The organism is Novosphingobium sp. UBA1939 (assembly GCF_002336885.1).
Classification (GTDB): domain Bacteria; phylum Pseudomonadota; class Alphaproteobacteria; order Sphingomonadales; family Sphingomonadaceae; genus Novosphingobium.
The window spans coordinates 1-3795 of the sequence record NZ_DDFB01000029.1; the positions used below are offsets into that span (position 1 = coordinate 1).

Annotated in this window: 3 protein-coding genes and 1 riboswitch; of the genes, 2 read left to right on the forward strand and 1 reads right to left on the reverse strand. The window is 69.9% G+C overall.

Features of this window, described 5'->3' with window-relative positions; translation table 11 throughout:
* Positions 1-931 (reverse strand): cell wall hydrolase (locus B3547_RS05045; RefSeq protein WP_292960824.1); only part of this gene is annotated, 931 nt, incomplete at its 3' end.
* A 151-nt stretch (positions 932-1082) separates the two neighbouring features.
* A riboswitch (cobalamin riboswitch) is annotated at positions 1083-1281 on the forward strand.
* Positions 1282-1388: 107 nt separating this feature from the next.
* Between B3547_RS05045 and B3547_RS05050 the strand changes: the two genes are divergently transcribed.
* Together B3547_RS05050 and B3547_RS05055 are read left to right on the forward strand one after the other, a co-directional pair.
* Complete coding sequence (locus tag B3547_RS05050) at positions 1389-3293, forward strand: TonB-dependent receptor plug domain-containing protein (RefSeq protein ID WP_292960827.1); 1905 nt, start codon at positions 1389-1391, stop codon at positions 3291-3293.
* 13 nt (positions 3294-3306) lie between these two features.
* The coding region (locus B3547_RS05055) for an ABC transporter substrate-binding protein (protein WP_292960829.1) at positions 3307-3795 on the forward strand (489 nt) is incomplete at its 3' end.

Genomic DNA, 3795 nt, shown 5'->3' on the forward strand with positions numbered 1-3795 from the left:
AGATATGCGCGCCGACGACGCTCATGGGCACCATGCGTGTGCGCCAGCCCGGCGCGACCGTGGTCGTGTGATAGAACGTCGCACTCCCGACCGGCGCATAGACCTGACCCGACAACGCCGCCTCTGCCACGCGCCGCGCGCGGATCCATGCGGTGAGCGACGGCGTCCGTGCCATCGCGCCGTCGCAGGCGAAGCTGAACTGGCAGCCGGGCCGCTCCGATCCCTGATAGACCACGCCGCACACGGTATTGGGGAAGGCGGGATGCGCCACGCGGTTCAGCACCACTTGCGCCACCGCGCGCTGGCCGCTGTCTGGTTCCGAAGCGGCCTCGTAATAGATCGCCGCGGTCAGGCACTGCAGCGCGCGCCACTGGTCCTCGCCGCTGCCGCGCGCGAAGATTGGCCGCGCGGCGGGGCCGGCGGGTTCGATGGCGGACGCGACCTCCTCGTCATCGCGGTGCGCGGCCCAGGCCTGTTCGGCGGCGTTGGGCGCGATCAGCCCGGTATCGTCGGGCGAGACATAGTAGAAGGCTGATCCGGGAAAGCTTTCGCCCGCCTGCTCGAACGGTTGCAGCGCACCCGCTTCGGCCTGCGCAGAGGCGCGGTCGATCCCGCCGGGGCTGCCCCATCCCACCGGGCCGAGCACCATCGCGAACAGGCCTATCGTGGCCACGCCGGCCAGTCGCTGGCGCAGCATCGACGGGGTCCGCAGCCGGCGCCGCACCGAAACCATGTCGCGCCGGCGGATGCGCGCGGCAAAATCGCGCGGGCGGGGCACAAGGGGGGCGGGATCGGCCATGTCCGCAAGGCCATCGGCAGGGTTATCGTCGCGTTGGCGGCTGACATCGCCCGCGCGCACGTTCTCCTCCGCAGCCGGGGGCAAGGCCCCGGTCGGAAGGGTGAACGGACGGTAGGCGATCTCCAGCGGCATCGGGTCTTGGACGCGTTCCTTTGCTCTCCTGCGCTAGCGCGCGCGGACAGGTCCCGCACGCACGGCGTTCGCGCCGTCCCAAGGCGGCACAGACCCGCGTCATAGGGTGAATCGGTTAAGACTCTTGCCCGTGCCCCCGTTCGGGGCTACGCGCCGCAGCGACGCCACCGGTGCCCGCAACGGGCCCAGAGGGAATCCGCGAAGGACCAGCACGGTCCCCAACCGGAGCTGCCCCCGCAACTGTATCCGGCGAGCGCTCTGTCCACGATGCCACTGGCCGCACGGCCGGGAAGGCGGGCAGGGGGCGATGACCCGGAGAGCCAGGAGACCTGCCGGTGTGTGGTCGTTCCGCGGCCGGGCGGGGTGTACCGGGCGCACGCGTCGCGAGTTCCGCCCGTTGGCCCGGCGGTCCTCCCGCCATGAACGGCAGTTCGTTCATGGGCTGGGAGTCTGAAGAATGCCGGGCAAGTATCTGTTTTTCCTTACCGCATCCCTGTTGACCGCTGCGCCGGCGCTGGCGCAGGACGATATGGCGCAACCCGCCGCGCCGGCCGTCTCCGCCGATGCGCAGATCACCGTGCTCGCCACGGGCAGCAAGCTCCGGCTCGACCAGACCGGGCAGGCCGTCACCGTCATCACCGCCGAGCAGATCGCGCAAGTGCAAGGCGCGGACCTGACGCGCGTGCTGGAGCGCGTGCCCGGCCTCACCTTTTCGCGCAACGGCGGTCTTGGCACCTTTACCGGCGTGCGCCTGCGCGGCTCCGAAGCCGAACAGGTGCTGGTGCTGATCGATGGCGTGCGCGTGGAGGATGTGTCCTCGCCCTCGGGCGGCTATGATTTCGGCAACCTGCTGACCGGTGGGATTGGCCGCATCGACGTGCTGCGCGGCTCGAACTCCGTGGTCTGGGGCAGCGCCGCGATCGGCGGCGTCATCGCGGTGACGACGAAGGAAGTGAACGGCGCGGAAGCCAGCGTCGAATATGGCGCGAAGGAAACCGTCTCCGCCGATGCCGTGGCTGGCGTGGCCAATGATCGCTATGCCTTCTCGCTCAACGGCGGCTATGCCCGCACCGATGGCGTTTCCGCCGCCGCGGTCGGCACCGAGCCGGACGGCTATCGCCAGTGGCGCATCGGCGGGCGCGGGCGCGTGAACCTCACCCCCGATCTCTCGCTCAACGCTGTCGCGCGCTATGCCGACAGCAAGCTCGATATCGACGGTTATCCGCCGCCGACTTACACCGTGTTCGGCGACACGCCAGAATACCAGAAGACCCGCCAGTTCTCCGGCCGCGCCGGGTTCCACTATGCCGGCAGCGCGCTTACGCTCGACGGCGGCTACGCGCTCGCCGATACGCGCCGGAACTATTACGACCCCACCTACGGCGCCGATCCGCAGTACGGCTACAAGGGCCGCAGTCAGCGCGTCGACCTGACCGGCCGCATCGCGCTGCCCGCGCATTTCGCGCTCGATTTCGGCGGGGACAGCGAATGGACGCGCTTCTCTTCCACGTTCGATGCCCAGCGCAGCGCGCGCCTGTCCAGCGGCCACGCGCTGTTCGGCTGGTACACCGACCGGGCCAGCCTTGCCGCCGGCGTGCGCGTGGACGATCACAGCCGCTTCGGCACGCAGGCGACGTTCGGCGCCAACGGCAGCGTCCGCGTGGCGCAGGGGCTGCGCCTGCGCGCCAGCTATGGCGAAGGGTTCAAGGCGCCCACGCTCTACCAGCTCTATTCGGATTACGGGAACCAGGGGCTCAGCCCCGAACGCAGCCGCAGCTACGACGCCGGGGGCGAATACACCACGACCGATGGCGTGTTCCACGCCTCGGCCACCTGGTTCCGGCGCGATACGCGCAACCTTATCGCCTATGTATCGTGCTTCTCGGCCACCAGCCCGTTGTGCGCGGACGGGCGCTACGGCTTCTACGACAACGTCGGCAAGACCCGCGCCGAAGGCGTGGAACTGGAACTGCGCGCCGATGTCAGCCCCACGTTCCGGGCTCAGGCGGTCTATACCTATGACCGCGCCCGCAACCTGACCGTGGCGGACGCGAACTACGGCAAGGCGCTCGCCCGCCGCCCGCGCAACGCGCTGACGCTTTCGGCCGACTGGACCTCGCCGCTCGCTGGCCTGACCCTGGGCGCGGACATCCGCCTCGTCAGCGACAGCTTCGATGATGCGGCCAACCGCACCCGGCTGGATGGCTACGAACTGACCACGCTGCGCGCCAGCTTGCCGTTCGGGGATTTCTTCGAACTGTTCGGTCGGGTCGAAAACCTGTTCGATGAAAAGTACCAGACCTCGGCCGGATACGGCACCTGGGGCCGCTCCGCGTTCATCGGCGCGCGGGTGCGCTATTAAGGCGGGCGGTTCCTTGCCTTCTTCCACCCCGCCGGCCTTGCGGCGGCGGGGCTGGGGGCTGGCGTTGCTGGCGGCTCTTTCCGCCTGCGCGCCGGCCACGCCTCCGCCTTCGGCCACGCGCGCGCACCCCGCGATCGTTTCGCTGAACCCGTGCAGCGATGCGATCCTGGCCGAAGTGGCCGATCCGGGGCAGGTGCTGGCGCTGTCACACTACAGCCGCGACCCCCGATCGAGTTCGATGGACGTGGCGCTGGCCCGGCGCTTTCCCGCCACGCGCGGCACGGTGGAGGAAGTGCTGGCGCTCCATCCCGATCTCGTGCTGGGCGATACGTTCCTCGGCCCGGCTGCGCGCGAGGCCTACGGTCGCCTCGGCATTCCCGTCGCGCAGCTTCCCATCGCCATGAACGTGGCCGACAGTCGTGCGCAGGTCCGCCGCATTGCCGCGCTGGCGGGGCATCCGGAGCGCGGCGAGCGGCTCGTCGCGCGGATCGACGCCGCGTTG

Bases quoted from the DNA above. Each gene is read 5' to 3' on its own strand.
- B3547_RS05050 (WP_292960827.1), top strand. From the start codon at position 1,389: ATGCCGGGCAAGTATCTGTTTTTCCTTACCGCATCCCTGTTGACCGCT.